Origin of the sequence: Micromonospora sp. NPDC007220 (assembly GCF_040634035.1) — a bacterium.
Lineage (GTDB): Bacteria > Actinomycetota > Actinomycetes > Mycobacteriales > Micromonosporaceae > Micromonospora > Micromonospora reichwaldensis.
Window position 1 is genome coordinate 1 of record NZ_JBEYEU010000023.1, and the last position, 16,579, is coordinate 16,579.

Sequence of the window (16,579 nt, forward strand, 5' to 3'; positions counted from 1 at the left end):
CGGAAGCTAAGCCCTCCAGCGCCGATGGTACTGCACTCGGGAGGGTGTGGGAGAGTAGGACACCGCCGGACAATCTTTCAGTTCAGGGTCACCCCGCATGGGGTGGCCCTGAACTGCGTTACGGCCCATTTGAGGCATGGCCGAGAGCCGAATCCTGCGGGGACCGGAGGCCGAGAGCCGGATCCCCCGGGACCGGAGCAGGGTCGATCGGGCGGCGGATTCGTTTTCAGGCCCGGGGCCACGGGTTCCCCCGCCAGGCGCCGGGGACACTCCGCCCGCACCACCTGGACTCCACCCGCACCACCTGGACTCCACCCGCACCACCTAGGCTCGGGCCGCGCCACCAGGGCTTCGCCTGCACCACTTGGACTCGGGCCGCGCCACCTGGCCTCGGGCCGGCGGCCAACGCGTCAGCCTCGGGTCTGGATCTCCTCGCGCATGGCGCGGAACAGCCCGCCAGCGTCGTCGACGGAGCGACCCGGGAACATCGCCATCACCACGCTGCCGTGGTCGGCCCACCCGCAGACCGCGAAGTCGCCGCCGTCGCCGCTGGTCGTGCCGCACTTCATCACGCCGCCGAAGCGCCCGGCGGGCATCTTGCGCAGCCCCGTCACCTTGCCGGTCTCGTCGGTCAGCAGGCCGAAGAGACTGTTCAGGTCCCGCTCCGGCTGCCAGAGCAGGGTCGTCCCCCCGAAGACGAGCACCGAGCGCCTGTCGTCGGCAGGATCCCGGTAGACGGTGCCGAAGCTGCTGTCCAGGTCGATGTCGGCGGCGAATCCGCTGCGCAGGTAGTCGGAGGTGCTGCGGGCCCGGTCGCTGTCGTCGCGTACGAGGCCCGCCACCCGGTCCGGGGTGGCCAGATCAGCGTCCTTCTGCTGGGCGACCCGCCAGCCGGCGGTGCCGAGCACCGCGGCTCCCGCGAGTCCGACCACCGCCGCCACGGCCCACGCCACCCGCCGGCGCCCCGACCACGTCCCCCGCCGCTCCGGGGCGCTCTCCGGGTCCCGGTTGCTGAGCTGGATGGGCTCGTCGGTCAGATCGATCGGTTCGGGCCCGTCGGCGACCGGGCGATCGGTGAGATGTGCGTCGGACATAGCCGACACCGTACGCGAACAGCAGGTGGCGCACGTCGGGTCCCGGGAAGCGCTCCGTAGACTTTCAGGGTGACCGAGAGACTGGATGCCCGACGCCCCGACGCCCCGACCCTTGCCGGCCAGTACCAGCCCGGCGAGGTGGAGCAGCGACGGTACGAGCAGTGGGTAGCCGCCGGCCACTTCCGGGCGTCGGCGGACAGCGACAAGCCCCCCTTCACCATCGTCATCCCGCCGCCCAACGTCACCGGCTCCCTGCACATGGGCCACGCGCTGGACCACACCGTCCAGGACGCGCTGGTGCGGCGCAAGAAGATGCAGGGCCACGAGGCGCTGTGGCTGCCGGGCATGGACCACGCCGGGATCGCCACCCAGAACGTGGTCGAGCGGCAGCTCGCCGGCCAGGGCCTGTCCCGGCACGACCTGGGCCGGGAGAAGTTCGTCGAGCGGGTGTGGCAGTGGAAGGCCGAATCCGGCGGCGCGATCCTCGGCCAGATGCGTCGCCTCGGCGACTCCGTCGACTGGGACCGTGAGCGCTTCACCATGGACGAGGGCCTGTCCCGGGCCGTCCAGACCATGTTCAAGAAGCTCTACGACGACGGGCTGATCTACCGGGCCAACCGGATCATCAACTGGTGTCCGCGCTGCCTGACCGCGCTGTCGGACATCGAGGTGGAGCACACCGACGACGACGGCGAGCTGATCTCGATCCGATACAGCGACGACGTCGTGGTCGCCACGACCCGGGCCGAGACGATGCTCGGTGACACCGCGGTCGCCGTGCACCCGGACGACGAGCGCTACCGGCACCTGATCGGCACCGAGGTGGCCGTGCCGTTGACCGACCGGCGGATCCCGATCGTGGCCGACGAGCACGTCGACCCGAGCTTCGGCACCGGCATGGTCAAGGTGACCCCGGCGCACGACCCGAACGACTTCGAGATCGGCCAGCGGCACGACCTGCCGTCGCTGACGATCATGGACGAGCGGGGCGTCATCACCGCGCACGGCCCGTTCCAGGGCCTGGACCGCTACGAGGCCCGCCCCGCGATCGTCGCCGCGCTGCGCGAGCAGGGCCGGATCGTCGCGGAGAAGCGGCCGTACGTGCACGCGGTGGGGCACTGCTCCCGGTGCCGGACGACCGTCGAGCCGCGGCTGTCGCTCCAGTGGTTCGTCAACACCGCCCCGCTGGCCGAGGCCGCCGGCGACGCGGTGCGTGACGGCCGGGTGAAGATCGAGCCGGCGGAGCTGGCCAAGCGGTACTTCGCCTGGGTCGACAACATGCACGACTGGTGCATCTCCCGCCAGCTCTGGTGGGGTCACCGCATCCCCGTCTGGTACGGCCCGGACGGCGAGATCGTCTGCGTCGGCCCGGACGAGGAGCCGCCGAGCGGCGAGGGCTGGCACCAGGACGAGGACGTCCTGGACACCTGGTTCTCCAGCGGCCTGTGGCCGTTCTCCACGCTCGGCTGGCCGGAGCAGACTCCCGACCTGGCGAAGTTCTACCCGACCAGCGTGCTGGTCACCGGCTACGACATCCTCTTCTTCTGGGTCGCCCGGATGATGATGTTCGGCCTGTACGCGATGGACGGCCGGCCGCCGTTCCACACGGTGGCCCTGCACGGCATGGTCCGCGACCAGCACGGCAAGAAGATGTCCAAGTCGTTCGGCAACGTGGTCGACCCGCTGGACTGGATCGACCGGTACGGCGCCGACGCCACCCGGTTCACGCTCGCCCGGGGTGCCAACCCGGGCGGGGACGTGCCGGTCAGCGAGGACTGGTGCCAGGGCTCCCGCAACTTCTGCAACAAGCTGTGGAACGCCACCCGCTTCGCGCTGCTCAACGGCGCGCACACCGAGGGGCCGCTGCCGGCGGCCGACACGCTGTCGACGGTCGACCGGTGGATCCTGTCCCGGCTGGCGCACGTCACCGCCGCCGTCGACGAGCAGTTCGAGGCGTACGAGTTCGCGAAGGTCTGCGACCTGCTCTACCACTTCGCCTGGGACGACGTCTGCGACTGGTACGTGGAGCTGACCAAGCCGGTGCTCGCCGAGGGCGGCCCGGCCGCCGAGGCGACCCGCCGGGTGCTCGGGCACGTGCTGGACCAGCTGCTGCGGCTGCTGCATCCGGTGATCCCGTTCGTCACCGAGGAGCTGTGGACCGCGCTCACCGGCGGCGAGACGGTGCTGACGGCCGCCTGGCCGGTGGCCGACCGTACCGGAGTCGACGACGCCGCGGAGGTCGAGGTCGGCACCCTCCAGCGGGTGGTGACCGAGATCCGGCGGTTCCGCTCGGACCAGGGGCTGCGCCCGACGCAGCGGGTCGCCGCGCGGCTCGACGGCCTGGCCGCCGCCGGCATCTCCGCGCACGAGCCGCTGATCCGGTCGCTGGTGCGCCTCGACGCGGCCGGCGACGGCTTCCAGGCCAGCGCCACGCTCGCCATGCCCGGCGAAGTCAGCGTGGCCCTGGACACCCGGGGGACGATCGACGTGGCCGCCGAGCGGGCCCGGCTGACCAAGGACCGGGCCGCCGCCGAGAAGGAGGCCGCGCAGGCCCGGGCGAAGCTCGGCAACCCGGCGTTCGTCGACAAGGCGCCGGAGCCGGTGGTCGCCAAGATCCGCGATCGGCTCGCCGTCGCCGAGGCCGACCTCGTCCGCATCGACGCCGCTCTGGAGGCGCTGCCCTCGTGACCGACCGCACCGATTTCGCCGCCGTCGAGGCCGAGCTGGCCGAACGCGGGTTCACCCGCATGGCCTTCGAGCTGGACAAGATCGAGTCGCTGCTGGACCTGCTCGGCAGCCCGCAGCGGGCGTACCCGTCGATCCACCTGACCGGCACCAACGGCAAGACCTCGACGGCCCGGATGATCGACTCGCTGCTGCGGGCGTTCGGGCTGCACACCGGCCGCTACACCAGCCCGCACCTGGAGAACGTCCGGGAGCGGATCAGCCTGGACGGCGAGCCGGTGGACGAGGCACGGTTCGTCGCCACGTACCGGGAGATCGAGCCGCTCGCCCGGCTGGTCGACGAGCGCTCGGCGGAGCCGCTGACGTACTTCGACATGACGACCGCCCTGGCCTTCGCCACCTTCGCCGACGCCCCGGTGGACGTGGCGGTGGTCGAGGTGGGTCTCGGCGGCGCCGAGGACGCCACCAACGTGATCCAGGCCGGGGTGTGCGTGCTCACCCCGGTCGGGCTGGACCACACCGAGTGGCTCGGCGACACCATCCAGGACATCGCGCTGGCCAAGGCGGGAATCATCCACAAGGGCGCGACGGTGATCTCCGCGGCGCAGGAGGAGGAGGCCGCCGGGCCGATCCTGGAGCGCTGTGCCGAGGTCGGCGCGACCATCGCCCGGGAGGGCGCCGAGTTCGGGGTGCTGCGGCGGGCCGTCGCCGTCGGCGGGCAGGTGCTCACCCTCCAGGGCCTCGGCGGCGTCTACGAGGAGGTGTTCATCCCGCTGCACGGCGCCCACCAGGCGCAGAACGCGGCGGTGGCGCTGGCGGCGGTGGAGGCGTTCCTCGGCGCCGGGGCGAAGCGGCAGCTCGACGTCGAGGCGGTCCGGGAGGGCTTCGCCACCGCCAGCTCGCCCGGCCGGCTGGAGCGCGTACGCAGCGCGCCGACCATCCTGCTGGACGGGGCGCACAACCCGCACGGGATGGCCGCCACGGTGGCCGCCCTCCAGGAGGAGTTCGCCTTCAGCAAGCTGGTCGCGGTGGTCGGCGTCCTCGCGGAGAAGGACGCGGCCAGCCTGCTGGAGCTGCTGGAGCCGGTGGTCGACCAGGTCGTGGTGACCCGCAACAGCTCGCCCCGGGCACTGCCCGCCCGGGAGTTGGCCGCGCTGGCGGCGGAGGTCTTCGGACCCGAGCGGGTGGAGGTGGCCGAGGAGATGCCGGACGCGATCGAGGCGGCGGTGGCGATGGCCGAGGAGGACGTACCGGGGGAGCTGAGCGGGGTCGGGGTGCTGGTCACCGGGTCGGTGGTGACGGTGGCCGACGCCCGTCGGCTGCTGAAGCGATGACCGGGCCGGAGCGGGCCACCGCGGGCGACGACCGCCCGACCGGGGCACCCGACGGGCTCCCCGGCGACCTCCCCGCCAGTACCTCGGACGGCACCCCGGACGACGGCGCGGTCCGGGCGGCCGACGGCAACCCCGCGGGGCGCCCGCCGCGCCGCTCCGGGCTGCGCAACCCGGAACGGGCGGTCCGTGGCCTCGGCGCGGGCACGCTCAGCCTGGAGGCGCTGGTGCTGGTGCTGGCCATCCAGCCGATCCGGGTGGTCGGCGGCGACCTGGGCGGCGCCGCGATCGGGGCCGTGGTGGCGCTGGCCGTGGCGGCGGTGCTGCTCGCCGGCATGATGCGTCGGCCGTGGGCCTGGCACGCCGGCACCGCCCTGCAGGGACTGCTCATGCTGGCCGGCCTGCTGCACTGGTCGCTGCTGGTGCTGGGCGTCGTCTTCGCCCTGGTGTGGGGCTACGCCCTGCACGTGCGCCGGGTCATCCTGGGCTGACGGTCAGGCCTCGGCGAGCTGGGCTGACGGGTCAGGCCTCGGCGCGTTCCCGCCACTGGGTGAGGGCGATGCCGTGGCCGTCCGGGTCGCGGAACGCCGCCGCCCACACCTCCAGCTTCGTGCCCCGGTTGACCACGCGGGGGGCGTACGTGAACCGGACGCCCGTGCCGCGCAGCCGCTCGTAGGCGGAGCCGATGTCGTCGACCTCGAGGTTGACGTGCACCAGCCGGCGGCTGATCGGCGCCGCCTCGGTCACCTCGCGCAGCACCAGGCGGGTCGTCCCGGAGGAGAGGACCGCGTTGCCGGAGCCCCGGTCGACCTCGGCGAAGCCCAGGTCGCGGTAGAAGTCCAGCGAGCGGGGCAGGTCGGTGACCAGCAGGGTCAGCCCCACGCCGGCGATCGGCGCCCCGAACTCGTCGCCGGCCGCCGCGGTCTCCCCGGCCTCGTCGTCGGCGTCGGTCGCCGGACCGGGGCCGAAGATCGCCTCGTCCAGTTCCTCCGGGCTGATCCGCTCGTCGCGGACCCGCTCGTCGCGGACCCGGTTGCGCGGCGGGGCGGGATCGTCCAGGGGCAGGTCGAGCGGATCCGCCGGCGCGGACGGGTCGAGGCGCTCGCCGGGCGCGTCGAACCGCTCCTCGGCGGGCGGGCGGGGCGTCGGGGTGGCCCGGCGCGGCAGGGTGCCGGTGGTGGGCTGCTCGACGAGCGTGCCCTCCAGCACGACCGGCCCACCCGGACGCTGGTGCATCACGACGGGCTCGCGCTCCTCGGGCCGCCCGACCCGGTCCCCACCGAGCGGATCGCCCAGCGGATCACCGACGGGATCGCCCAGCGGATCGCCCACCGGCGCCCGGAAGTCGTCCCGGAAGTCGTCGCGGTAGTCGTCCCGGAAGTCGTCGTCCGGCGCCCGGTCCGCCCACGGCGGGGCCTCCTGCTGGATCAGCACGTCGTCCAGCGACTCGGAGCCCGCGTACTCGGGCGGCAGGTCGGCCGCGACGGCGGCGGCGGTCTCCGCGTGGGTGGGCACGTCGTCCCAGAGCACCCGGACGTGGCGCTGGTCGTCCAGGGCCACCCGGATCGGCAGCGTCTGGCCCAGCGACGGCCACTTCGCCACCGGCACCCGCGGCTCGATGATCTTCTTGGACCGGGGCGGCAGCCCCGGGGCGTCGATCACCAGCTGGAGTTCGCAGCGGCCGAAGGCGTACTGCGTGGGCGGCTCGGAGGCGCTGTGCACGTGCCCTTCGCCGATCACCCAGGTGCGACCGCCCCCGCGCACCGTGGCCAGCGCGATGGCCAGCACCAGCAGGGCGACGCCGAGTGCCACGATCGCCCAGCTCGTCATGCCCAGGCCGAACAGGACGACGAAGGTGGCCACGGTGCCCAGCACCGCGGCGATCAGCTTGCGTACCGGTGCGATGGGCCGGTTCCCGCCATTCGCCACAGTGGACCTCCCGAGGGTCAAGGGCCAGGCTAGGCCGGATCGGCCGCCGGAGGAAGGACCGGCCGCCGCGCCGGTGCCGGGACCGGGTCGCTAGGCTGACCGTACCCAGCCCGACCGTCTTCCGCGCACAGGAGGAACCCAGCGTGTCCAGCAGCAGCCCCGATGAGCGCACCCTCGTACTGATCAAGCCCGACGCGGTCCGCCGCGGGCTGGTCGGCGAGGTGATCTCCCGCTTCGAGCGCAAGGGGCTGCGGATCGACGCGATGGTGTCCCGGACGATGGACGCCGCGCTGGCCGACGAGCACTACGCCGAGCACGTCGACAAGCCGTTCTACCCGCCGCTGAAGGACTTCATGACCGGCGGCCCGCTGGTGGCGCTGGTGCTCGCCGGCGACCAGGTCATCGACGTGGTGCGCGGGCTCGTCGGCGCGACCGACGGGCGGCGGGCGGCGGCCGGCACGATCCGCGGCGACCTCTCCCTGTCCAACCGTGAGAACCTGGTGCACGCCTCCGACTCGCCGGACAGCGCGAAGCGCGAGATCGCGCTCTGGTTCCCCGAGCTGGTCTGACGCACCCGCCGCCGCGGGGCCGGTGCGCGTCGCGCGCACCGGCGCCTGCGTCGCGTCGCGGACCGTCACACGTCCGTGGGCAGATCGGTGCGGCAGGTCACGGCGATCCGGTTCCACACGTTGATGGTGGCGATCGCCATCAGCAGGTCGGCGAGTTCCTTCTCGGACCACACCTTCGCCGCCGCGTCCCAGACGTCGTCGGGCACGCCGTGCTCGCCGAGCCGGGTCACCGCGTCGGTGAGCGCCAGCGCGGTCCGCTCCCGCTCGTCGAAGAAGGGCGCCTCCCGCCAGGCGGCGACGGCGAAGAGCCGCCGGTCCGACTCGCCCGACGCCAGCGCGTCCCGGCTGTGCATGTCGACGCAGAACGCACAGCCGTTCAGCATCGACGCCCGCAGCTTCACCAGCTCCAGCACGGTGTGCCCGACGTTCGCCCGGACGTACTTCTCCAGCCCCAGCACGGCCTGGTACGCCTGCGGTGCCACCTCGGCCACGTTGATCCGTTGCATGACGGTCCTCCTCGGTCCGGTCTGTGTCGACACCCATCCGACGAAGCGCGCAGGCGCGGCGTGACACCGGCGGACGTGAGCCCGGTCACGCCGCTCGTCACCCTGGGTAACCGGTCACCGGGCGGGTTTACTCGGCGGCGATCTTCGTGCGTGGTCGGGTAACCTTGGCGGTCGTAAGGCGATGACCCGGCCATCACCGGTGAGCCTCCGGAAGAACAGCCGGTTCACCCCGGCCCAGTAGAACCGGACGGGTCCGGCCCGTCACAGCCGGCCAACGAGCGGGCGGTCGATCCTGGCCGCCAAGCGGGGTGGTACCGCGGGCCTGCCCGGGGGCGCCGTCGAGGCGTACCCGAGAAGGCTCGTCCTCGCAGACCCACACGACAGTGAGCTGCGCGAGGAGAGCGACCCCCGATGGTCTATCCGTTGCACGAACCGACCGCCGCCGGCGTCCCGGCGAGCCCGGACCTGCCCGCGGTCGAGCGCCGCGTCCTGGAGCACTGGACGGCCGACAAGACCTTCGAGGCCTCCGTCGAGGCCCGGCCGGCCTCCGGCCGGCGACCGGAGAGCACGGACGCGGCCGGAGGCGGCGTCGCGGGCGACGCCGACAACGAGTACGTGTTCTACGACGGCCCGCCGTTCGCCAACGGCCTGCCGCACTACGGCCACCTCTTCACCGGTTACGTGAAGGACGTCGTGCCGCGCTACCAGACGATGCGCGGTCGGCGGGTGGAGCGGCGCTTCGGCTGGGACTGCCACGGCCTGCCCGCCGAGGTGGTCGCCGAGAAGCAGCTCGGCATCACCAGCAAGGCGGAGATCCTCGACCTCGGCGTGGCCCGGTTCAACGAGGCGTGCCGCACCTCGGTGCTGGAGTTCACCCACGACTGGGAGCGCTACGTCACCCGGCAGGCCCGCTGGGTCGACTTCGCCAACGACTACAAGACCCTCGACCTGGACTACATGGAAAGCGTCATGTGGGCCTTCAAGACCCTGCACGACAAGGGCCTGGTCTACGAGGGCTTCCGGGTGCTGGCGTACTGCTGGCGCTGCGAGACGCCGCTGTCGAACACCGAGACCCGGATGGACGACGTCTACCGGGACCGGCACGACCCGACGCTGTCGGTCTGGTTCGCGCTGACTCCCGACGAGAGCGCGCCGGAGCTGCTGCGCGGGCCGGTGCGCCTCGGCGTCTGGACCACCACGCCGTGGACCCTGCCGTCCAACCTGGCGCTCGCCGTCGGCCCCGACATCGAGTACGCCGTGCTGGAGCGCGACGGCCAGCGGTACGTGGTCGGGGCGGCGCGGCTGGCTGCGTACGCCAAGGAGCTGGAGGGCTACGAGCAGGTCGGCACCGTCTCCGGCCGTGACCTGGCCGGGCGCCGCTACACCCCGCTGTTCGACTTCCTCGTCGAGCAGGCCGGCCCGAACGCCTACCAGGTGCTCGGCGCGGAGTTCGTCACCACCGAGGACGGCACCGGGATCGTCCACCTGGCCCCGGCCTTCGGCGAGGACGACCAGAACGTCTGCAACGCGGCCGGCATCCCCACCATCGTCACGGTCGACGACCACACCCGGTTCACCGCGCTGGTGCCGCCCTACGAGGGCGAGCAGGTCTTCGACGTCAACAAGCCGGTGATCCGGGAGCTGAAGGAGCGGGGGGTCGTCCTCAAGCAGGACACCTACACCCACTCGTACCCGCACTGCTGGCGCTGCGACACCCCGCTGGTCTACAAGGCGGTGTCGTCGTGGTTCGTCGCGGTGACGAAGTTCAAGGACCGGATGGTCGAGCTGAACCAGCAGATCAACTGGACGCCGGGGCACATCAAGGACGGCTCGTTCGGCAAGTGGCTGGCCAACGCCCGCGACTGGTCGATCAGCCGGAACCGGTTCTGGGGCTCGCCGATCCCGGCGTGGAAGTCCGACGACCCGAACTATCCCCGGCTCGACGTCTACGGCTCGCTTGAGGAGATCGAGCGGGACTTCGGCGTACGCCTGAGCGACCTGCACCGGCCGGCGGTGGACGACCTGGTCCGCCCCAACCCGGACGACCCGACGGGGAAGTCGATGATGCGCCGGGTGCCGGAGGTGCTGGACTGCTGGTTCGAGTCCGGCTCGATGCCGTTCGCCCAGGTGCACTACCCGTTCGAGAACCGCGACTGGTTCGAGCACCACTACCCGGGCGACTTCATCGTCGAGTACATCGGGCAGACCCGCGGCTGGTTCTACACCATGCACGTGCTGGCCACCGCGCTGTTCGACCGGCCGGCGTTCCGCAACTGCCTCAGCCACGGCATCCTGCTCGGCTCCGACGGGCGCAAGATGTCCAAGAGCCTGCGCAACTACCCGGACGTCTACCACGTGTTCGACTCGTACGGCTCGGACGCGATGCGCTGGATGCTGATGTCCTCGCCGGTGCTACGCGGCGGCGACATGGCCGTGACCGAGCCGGGCATCCGCGACGCCGTCCGGCAGGTGCTGCTGCCGCTGTGGAACGTCTGGTACTTCTTCTCGCTCTACGCCAACGCCGACGGGTACACCGCGAAGCGGAACACGACAAGCACCCACCTGCTCGACCGGTACGTGCTGGCGAAGACGAACGAGCTGGTGTCGACGGTCCAGGAGCAGATGGACGCGTACGACATCTCGGGCGCCTGCGTCACCGTGCGGTCCTACCTGGACGCGCTGACCAACTGGTACGTGCGGCGCTCCCGGGACCGGTTCTGGTCCGGCGACGCCGACGCGTTCGACACTCTGTGGACGGTGCTGGAGACGCTGTGCCGGGTGGTGGCGCCGCTGGCGCCGCTGACCGCCGAGGAGATCTGGCGCGGCCTCACCGGCGAGCGGTCGGTGCACCTGACCGACTGGCCGTCCGCCGGGGAGTTCCCGGCCGACCACGAGCTGGTCGCCGCGATGGACGCCACCCGGGAGGTCTGCTCGGCGGCGCTATCGCTGCGCAAGGCCAAGGGCCTGCGGGTGCGCCTGCCGCTGTCGACGCTGACCGTGGCCTCGCCCGTCGCGGCGCAGCTGCGGCCCTTCGGCGACCTGGTCGCCGACGAGGTCAACGTGAAGGCGGTGGAGTTCACCGACGAGGTGTCGGCGTACTGCCAGCAGGTGCTGACCGTGGTGCCGCGCGCGCTCGGCCCCCGCGTCGGCAAGCAGGTGCAGCAGGTCATCAGGGCGGTCAAGGCGGGGGAGTGGGAGCTGGTCGACGGCGCCCCGGTCGCCGCCGGCGTCACCCTCGCCGAGGGCGAGTACGAGCTGCGCCTGGTCGCCGCCGACGCCGAGCACTCCGCGCCGCTGCCCGGCGGCGAGGGCGTGGTCGTGCTGGACACCGAGGTCACCCCCGAGCTGGCCGCCGAGGGGCTGGCCCGGGACGTCGTCCGGGTGGTGCAGCAGGCCCGCCGCGACGCCGACCTGGACGTCTCCGACCGGATCGTGGTGGCGTTGTCGGCCGGCGAGGAGGTGCGTGCGGCGGTGGCCGCGTACACCGACTTCGTGGCCCGCGAGGTGCTGGCCGACTCCGTCGACTTCGCCGACGGGGTGGACGGCTTCACCGGGGAGGTCGGCGAGGGCGAGCGGGTGACCGTGGCCGTCCGCAGGGTATGAGTCGGTGAGACGGGGGCGGTCTGGCGGAGTGTCGCCGGACCGCCCCCACTGGCCCCGACAGGCCCGCTCACCAGGCGGTCGACCCGCCACCCGGGCGACGACGGGTGGACCCGTCGGTTACGGTGACACCGCCTGTTCGCACACACTCCGCCGGAGGACCAGTGCCCCTGCTCTACACCATCGGCAAGCTCACCGTGGCGCCCGCGCTCCGGCTGGCCTTCCGTCCGACCGTGGAGGGGTTGGAGCACATTCCGGACGCGGGGGGTGCGATCTTCGCGGGCAACCACCTCTCGGTCGCCGACGAGCTGTTCCTCGGCACCGTGGTCCCCCGGCACCTGGCGTTCTGGGCCAAGTCGGAGTACTTCAAGGGCACCGGCCCGAAGGGCGCCCTCTCCAAGCACGTGCTCACCGGCCTGGGCGCCATCCCGGTCGAGCGGGCCGGCGGTCGGGCGGCGCTGTCCGCATTCGACGCCGCCATCCCGGTGCTCAGGGCCGGCGACCTGGTCGCGGTCTATCCGGAGGGGACCCGGTCGCCGGACGGCCGGCTCTACCGGGGGCGCACCGGGGCGGTCCGGCTGGCCGTGGCGGCCGGTGTGCCGGTCATCCCGGTCGGTATGACCGGCACCGACAAGGCCCAGCCCATCGGCACCCGGGTGCCCCGTCCCGGCCGCGCCAAGATCACCATCCGGTTCGGCAAGCCGCTCGACTTCACCGGCCGGTCGGACGACCGCACGTCGCTGCGCGAGATGACCGACGAGGTCATGGCCGAGATCCAGAAGCTCACCGGCCAGGAGTACGTGCCCCGCTACGCCCCGCCGCGCGGGCACTCCGCCACCCCGGGCGACGCCCCGGCCTGAGCCCGGGCGCGGGGCGGCCGGAGCCGCGCCGCTGCCCCGTCGCGGACGTGGGACCGCAGCGACGCCGTCGACCGGGCCGCCGGGCCCGCTCGACGGCGTCGAGCCGGTGGAGCCGCTACTTCTGGCTGGTCGTGACCATCTGCTCCCGCAGGGTGCCGAGCAGGGTGGCGCTGTCGTCGAGGGAGAGCCGGGTGAAGACCGCGGTGGCGATGCTGCCGTGGTCGACCGAGGTGCACACCACCACGTCCTGGCCGTCGGCGCGCCCCACCGCGCAACGCTGGTGCCGGCCGCGTACGCCGGTGTCGACCACCTGGGCCTCGCCGAGGGAGTACTGCGCGGTGAGCCGGGTGATCTCGTCCTCCGCGTCGGACTCCGGGGTGAACCGGAAGCCGGTGCCGCCGAAGACCGTCACCCGCTTGCCGGCGGGCGTGGCGTAGACGCCGGCGAAGGTCTTCTCGGCCAGCCAGTGCGCCTTGCGCACGTCCGCCTCCAACTGCTTGGCGGTCGCCTTGCTGGTGTTGTCGTCGCGCAGCCGCAGGTCGGCCACCTCGGCCGGCAGGCTGGCCTCGGCCGGGTACTGCGACGCCATCGGCACCCCGTAGTAGGCCGGGCAGCCGCAGCAGCAGGCCAGCATGAGCAGCAGGTACCACGGCCAGCGGCGACGCTTGCGGGCGGGCGTCGGGGCGTACCCCCGGGGGGCCTGCTGGCCGGGTGGCGGCCCGGCCGGCGGCGCCGTCGCCCGACGTTGCCTCGGCGGCGCGGGCGGCGGAGGCGGGGGTGACGCCGGCCGCGCCGGGCCGGGCGCCCGGGAGACCGGCGGCGGGGAGACGGGGTACGCCGACTGCGGCGGGGCGGCCGGGTACGCGACCCGCGGCGGCGCGGGACGCGGTGGCTCCGGCGGCGCGGGGGAGTGCACGGGTGGGGTCGGCGGCGCGGGGGAGTGCACGGGTGGTGCCGGTGGCCCGGAGTACGGCCTGGGCGACGGCGCGGCGGGGTAGGGCAACGTCGGCGAGGGCGGCGGGGGCGGCGGGAGGTCCCACCCGCCGGTGTCCGCGCCCGCCCACGGGTCGACCGGCGTGCGGTGCTCGGCGGACTGCTCGGGCGGGGGCGCCGGCGGAGGCGCCGGCACCGGGGGGATCACGGCCGACTCGCCCCAGGCCCGCTTGCGCGGCTTCGGCGGGGGCACCGCCGCCGAACCGCTCCACCGGGGCGCGGGCGGTTCGGCCGGTAGCTCGTCGGGGGAGAACATCCGGGTGCCCTGCGGTCCCACGGCCGGTCGCTCGTCGCCGGGGAACATCCGGGTGCCCTGCGGTCCCACGGCCGGCGGGCCGTCGTCGGGCAGCAGGCGGGTGCCCTCCGGGCCGGTGCCGGCGACCCGCCCGGGCCCGGCGTCCCGGGTGTCCTCGGCCCCGGCGTCGTCGGCGTCCTGCGGCGCGGTGGCGTCGCCCGGGTCTGGCCGGCCGGCGGCGTCGCCCGAGACGTGCGGCGCGGCGGCGTCGCCCGTGTCCGGCAGCGCGGCGTCGGCCCCGGCGTCGTCCGGGTCCTGCCCGATGTCGGACGTCGCGGTCGGCTCGGGGTCTTCGGTGGGCAGCTCACGGGTGCCCTCCGGGCCCGTGCCGCCGGCGGGGGCGGGCGTTGCGGGGGAGGTCGGGGGCTCCTCGGTGACCGCCGGATCCGGACCCTGGTCCTGACCCGGGGGGCTCCCGTCGGCCGGCCGGTCCGTGCCCGGCTGCGGCTGCGGCATCGCGGCAATCTCCTCTCGCGCCGGTCCGAGGTTAGTACCGATGCGCCAGCGGGGCGATTCCGGCCACCGCCGTCGCCGGTACCGCAAGGCCGGACGGGCGCCGCGACGTGCCGAGGGCGCGGCGACCGGCGCCCCGAGGGCGTGGCGACCGGCGTGCGCGCGGTGGCCGCCGCCGGGCCGCGTACCCTTGGGCATCATGAGCGTCCCGTCCACCACGCCGCGCCCCGCCGCGGCCAATTCCGTCTGGCCCCGGCTGGAGCCGCTGCTGCCCCAGGTGACCAAGCCCATCCAGTACGTCGGTGGCGAGCTGGGCGCGGTGGTCAAGGACTGGGACGCGGCGGCCGTGCGCTGGGCGTTGATGTACCCCGACGCCTACGAGGTCGGCCTGCCCAACCAGGGCGTGCAGATCCTCTACGAGGTGCTCAACGAGCTGCCCGACGTGCTCGCCGAGCGGACCTACGCGGTCTGGCCGGACCTGGAGAAGCTGATGCGCGCCCACGGCGTGCCGCAGTTCACCGTCGACGCGCACCGCTCCGTGCGCGACTTCGACGTCTTCGGCGTCTCCTTCTCCACCGAGCTGGGCTACACCAACCTGCTCACCGCGGTCGACCTGGCCGGCATCCCGCTGCTCGCCGCCGACCGCACCGACGCCGACCCGGTGATCGTGGCCGGCGGCCACGCCGCGTTCAACCCGGAGCCGATCGCCGACTTCGTCGACGCCGCCGTGCTGGGCGACGGCGAGGAGGCGGTCCTGGAGATCACCGGGATCGTGCGGGAGTGGAAGGCCGAGGGCTCCCCGGGCGGGCGCGACGAGCTGCTGCTGCGCCTGGCCCGCACCGAGAGCGTCTACGTGCCGCGCTTCTACGACGTGGACTACCTCCCCGACGGCCGCATCCAGCGGGTCGTGCCGAACCGGGCGGACGTGCCGTTCCGGGTGCACAAGCGCACGACCATGGACCTGGACGCCTGGCCGTACCCGAAGAAGCCCCTGGTCCCGCTGGCCGAGACCGTGCACGAGCGGTACGCCGTGGAGATCTTCCGGGGCTGCACCCGGGGCTGCCGGTTCTGCCAGGCCGGCATGATCACCCGCCCGGTGCGCGAGCGCTCCATCACCACCGTCGGGCAGATGGTGCGGGAGGGGCTGGAGTTCTCCGGCTTCCACGAGGTGGGCCTGCTGTCGCTGTCGTCGGCCGACCACTCCGAGATCGGCGACATGTGCTCCGGCCTGGCCCAGCAGTACGAGGGCACCAACGTGTCGCTCTCGCTGCCGTCGACCCGGGTGGACGCGTTCAACATCGACCTCGCGCAGGAGCTGTCCCGCAACGGGCGGCGCACCGGCCTGACCTTCGCCCCCGAGGGCGGGTCGGAGCGGATCCGCAAGGTCATCAACAAGATGGTGTCGAAGGAAGACCTGATCCGCACCGTCGTCACCGCGTACACGAACGGCTGGCGGCAGGTGAAGCTGTACTTCATGTGCGGCCTGCCCACCGAGACCGACGAGGACGTCCTCGAGATCGCGGACATGGCCCACGAGGTCATCCGGGCCGGCCGGGCCGCCACCGGCTCGAAGGACATCCGCTGCACGGTCTCCATCGGCGGGTTCGTGCCGAAGCCGCACACCCCGTTCCAGTGGGCGTCAATGGAGCGGCCGGAGGTCATCGACGGCCGGCTCAAGATGCTCAAGCAGGCGATCAACGCGGACCGGTCGCTCGGCCGGGCGATCGGCTTCCGCTACCACGACGGCGAGCCGTCGCTGATCGAGGGCCTGCTCAGCCGGGGTGACCGGCGGGTCGGCGCGGTGATCCGGCGGGTGTGGGAGAACGGCGGCCGGTTCGACGGCTGGAGCGAGCACTTCTCCTACCAGCGCTGGGTGGAGGCGGCGACCGAGGTCCTGCCGGCCTTCGGCGTCGACCTCGACTGGTACACCACCCGCCAGCGCGACGAGCTGGAGGTCCTGCCCTGGGACCACCTGGACTCGGGCCTGGACAAGGACTGGCTCTGGCAGGACTGGCAGGACTCGCTCAGCGAGTACGAGCAGGACGACTGCCGGTGGACCCCGTGCTTCGACTGCGGCGTCTGCCCGTCGATGGACACCGAGATCCAGATCGGCCCGACCGGGAAGAAGCTTCTCCCGCTCACCCCGATCAACGGTCTGAAGCTCCCCACCGGCGCCCAGCAGTAGCTCCGGCGCACGGCGGGCACGCCCGCCGTGCGCCGGGTTGATCATGTGGTTATCGTCAGCGGCACGCGAGTCGCGAGCA

11 protein-coding genes are annotated in these 16,579 nt (G+C 73.2%); 7 read left to right on the plus strand and 4 right to left on the minus strand.

The window, feature by feature from the left end; all coding sequences use genetic code 11:
• Positions 1-410 precede the first annotated feature (410 nt).
• Positions 411-1,094 (minus strand): hypothetical protein, encoded by a 684-nt coding sequence (locus ABZ573_RS26690; protein ID WP_151457321.1) that lies wholly within the window; start codon positions 1,092-1,094, stop codon positions 411-413.
• Between the two features lie 69 nt (positions 1,095-1,163).
• On the opposite strand from ABZ573_RS26690, the gene ABZ573_RS26695 reads away from it, so the two are divergent.
• The 3 genes from ABZ573_RS26695 to ABZ573_RS26705 are packed head-to-tail and all read left to right on the plus strand — an operon-like array spanning position 1,164 to position 5,601.
• Complete coding sequence (locus ABZ573_RS26695) at positions 1,164-3,782, plus strand: valine--tRNA ligase (protein ID WP_358121753.1); 2,619 nt, start codon at positions 1,164-1,166, stop codon at positions 3,780-3,782.
• Positions 3,779-5,113, plus strand: a complete 1,335-nt coding sequence (locus tag ABZ573_RS26700; RefSeq protein WP_151457323.1) for a folylpolyglutamate synthase/dihydrofolate synthase family protein — start codon at positions 3,779-3,781, stop codon at positions 5,111-5,113. Before ABZ573_RS26695 ends, ABZ573_RS26700 begins: the two co-directional genes overlap by 4 nt.
• The gene (locus tag ABZ573_RS26705; RefSeq protein ID WP_225852503.1) at positions 5,110-5,601 is read left to right on the plus strand and encodes a DUF4233 domain-containing protein; all 492 of its coding nucleotides are present in this window, start codon (positions 5,110-5,112) and stop codon (positions 5,599-5,601) included. Before ABZ573_RS26700 ends, ABZ573_RS26705 begins: the two co-directional genes overlap by 4 nt.
• Before the next feature lie 31 nt (positions 5,602-5,632).
• Here the strand turns inward: ABZ573_RS26705 and ABZ573_RS26710 are convergent, their stop codons facing one another.
• Positions 5,633-7,039 carry a VOC family protein gene (locus ABZ573_RS26710; protein ID WP_358121755.1) on the minus strand — a complete coding sequence of 469 codons (1,407 nt, stop codon included), beginning with the start codon at positions 7,037-7,039 and terminating at the stop codon, positions 5,633-5,635.
• Between the two features lie 143 nt (positions 7,040-7,182).
• Between ABZ573_RS26710 and ndk the strand changes: the two genes are divergently transcribed.
• Complete coding sequence (gene ndk, locus ABZ573_RS26715) at positions 7,183-7,608, plus strand: nucleoside-diphosphate kinase (protein WP_151457163.1); 426 nt, start codon at positions 7,183-7,185, stop codon at positions 7,606-7,608.
• A gap of 65 nt (positions 7,609-7,673) precedes the next feature.
• On the opposite strand, the gene ABZ573_RS26720 is transcribed toward ndk, so the two are convergent.
• Positions 7,674-8,114: a carboxymuconolactone decarboxylase family protein gene (locus ABZ573_RS26720; RefSeq protein ID WP_151457162.1), complete on the minus strand. Its 441-nt coding sequence runs from the start codon at positions 8,112-8,114 to the stop codon at positions 7,674-7,676.
• A gap of 411 nt (positions 8,115-8,525) precedes the next feature.
• On the opposite strand from ABZ573_RS26720, the gene ileS reads away from it, so the two are divergent.
• Together ileS and ABZ573_RS26730 are read left to right on the plus strand one after the other, a co-directional pair.
• Positions 8,526-11,717, plus strand: coding sequence for an isoleucine--tRNA ligase (gene ileS, locus ABZ573_RS26725; RefSeq protein WP_358121758.1), 3,192 nt, complete (start codon positions 8,526-8,528; stop codon positions 11,715-11,717).
• Between the two features lie 161 nt (positions 11,718-11,878).
• Positions 11,879-12,574 carry a lysophospholipid acyltransferase family protein gene (locus ABZ573_RS26730; RefSeq protein WP_151457160.1) on the plus strand — a complete coding sequence of 232 codons (696 nt, stop codon included), beginning with the start codon at positions 11,879-11,881 and terminating at the stop codon, positions 12,572-12,574.
• 115 nt (positions 12,575-12,689) lie between these two features.
• Here the strand turns inward: ABZ573_RS26730 and ABZ573_RS26735 are convergent, their stop codons facing one another.
• Positions 12,690-13,871 (minus strand): hypothetical protein, encoded by a 1,182-nt coding sequence (locus ABZ573_RS26735; RefSeq protein WP_358121829.1) that lies wholly within the window; start codon positions 13,869-13,871, stop codon positions 12,690-12,692.
• A gap of 643 nt (positions 13,872-14,514) precedes the next feature.
• Here ABZ573_RS26735 and ABZ573_RS26740 point away from each other — a divergent pair.
• Positions 14,515-16,500 carry a TIGR03960 family B12-binding radical SAM protein gene (locus ABZ573_RS26740; RefSeq protein WP_151457262.1) on the plus strand — a complete coding sequence of 662 codons (1,986 nt, stop codon included), beginning with the start codon at positions 14,515-14,517 and terminating at the stop codon, positions 16,498-16,500.
• Positions 16,501-16,579 lie beyond the last annotated feature (79 nt).